This is a genomic window from Bradyrhizobium sp. (assembly GCF_016462955.1).
Classification (GTDB): domain Bacteria; phylum Pseudomonadota; class Alphaproteobacteria; order Rhizobiales; family Xanthobacteraceae; genus Bradyrhizobium.
Genome location: NZ_JAEMSD010000128.1, coordinates 3,827 through 5,589, shown reverse-complemented (window position 1 = coordinate 5,589; position 1,763 = coordinate 3,827). Strand labels below are relative to the sequence as shown.

General features: G+C 65.8%; 2 protein-coding genes. Both read right to left on the bottom strand.

The features are described from left to right. A partial coding sequence (locus JHD07_RS15555) for an FAD-dependent oxidoreductase (RefSeq protein WP_291623687.1) occupies positions 1-627 on the bottom strand: 627 nt, incomplete at its 3' end. Positions 628-692: 65 nt separating this feature from the next. Then, the coding region (locus JHD07_RS15550; RefSeq protein ID WP_291623685.1) for an aminotransferase class III-fold pyridoxal phosphate-dependent enzyme at positions 693-1,763 on the bottom strand (1,071 nt) is incomplete at its 5' end.

Sequence of the window (1,763 nt, the reverse complement as noted above, 5' to 3'; positions counted from 1 at the left end):
CGCCGCAAGCGCCTGCGTGAACATGTGGCAGTCGCCGGTCTCGTCCTGCGGCAGGCGAAGCCCGCCGACGAACTTCTCCTTTACGCCTGACAGCGCCGGCTCGACCGCAATGCAGCCCTCGCGGCTCAGCACCTCGAAGGGCACGCCGTATTGCTTGAGCACGGCGATGTCTTCTGCGGTGCCGTCGAGCTGGGCCTGGTAGCGAAACAGCTGCAGCGTGCCTTGCGCGCGTTCGTCGTACTGGATGCCGATGTCGCGGCGCAGATCGCGCAAGCGATCGCGGCTGTATTCCGCGATCGGAATCATCCGGCTCTTGTTGACCGCGTATCGCTCGCTGGTGCAGTTGCGCAGCATTTTCAGCAGCCAGACCCACATCACCGGATCGAGCTTCGGCCGGATCACCAACGGGCCGTGCTTCATCAGAAGCCACTTGATCGCCTTCACCGGCACGCCGGGACCGGCCCAAGGCGAGGAATAGCCGGGCGACACCTCGCCTGCATTGGCGAAAGAGGTCTCCAGTGCCGGCTCGGGCTGACGATCGACGACCGTCACTTCGTGGCCGGCACGCGCAAGATAGTAGGCAGAGGTGACACCGATGACACCGCTGCCGAGGATCAGAACTTTCACGCTTCGTCAAACTCCCGCGGCGCTCGCCGCTGCAAGGACACAACCCGCAACGGCGAGAGCAATTATCAGGCCACCCGCTTGATGGCGTCGCCGAGGATCGAGACGATATCGTCGATGTGGCTCTTCTCGACGATGAGCGGGGGCGACAGCGCAAAGCTATCGCCGCTCATGCGGAAGTACAGTCCGCGATTGAAGCAGTCGACCATGACGTCGTAACCACGCGCGCCGACCGCGCCATCGCGCGGCGACAGCTCGACCGCGCCCATCAGGCCGCAATTGCGGATGTCGATGACGTTGGGCAGGCCCTTCAGCGAGTGCAGCGCATCGCGCCAATAGTCGGCAATCGAGGCACCGCGCGTGAGCAGGCCTTCGTCCTTGTAGATGTCGAGCGTGGCGATGCCCGCGGCGCAGGCGGTCGGATGCGCCGAGTAGGTGTAGCCGTGGAACAGCTCCATGACGTTTTCCGGGCCGATCATCATGGCGTCGTGCACCTTGCGATGCGCGAACACCGCGCCGCAGGGGATGGTACCGTTGGTGATGCCCTTGGCGGTGGTCATCAGATCAGGCGTGACGCCGAAGAAATTGGCGGCGAACGGCGTGCCGAGGCGGCCGAAGCCGGTGATGACCTCGTCGAAGATCAGGAGGATGCCGTGCTTGTCGCAAATCTCGCGCAGGCGCTGCAGATAGCCCTTCGGCGGCGGCAGCACCGCGGTGGAGCCCGGCACCGGCTCGACGATGACGGCGGCGATGGTCTCGGCGCCGTGCAGAGCCACAAGACGCTCGAGATCGTCGGCGAGCTCGGCGCCGTGCTCGGGCTGGTCCTTGGCGAAGGCGTTGCGGGTGAGATCGTGGGTGTGGCGGATGTGGTCGACGCCCGGCAGCAGCGTGGCGAAGGCGCGGCGGTTGGCGACCATGCCACCGACCGAGGTGCCGCCGAAGCCGACGCCGTGATAGCCGCGCTCGCGGCCGATCAGGCGGGTACGGCTCGCCTGGCCGTTGGCGCGGTGATAGGCGAGAGCGATTTTCAACGCGGTGTCGACCGACTCGGAGCCGGAATTGGTGAAGAAGATGCGATCGAGGCCCTTTGGCGCGATCTCGGCGAGACGCTCGGCGAAGTCGAACGCCAGCGGATGGCC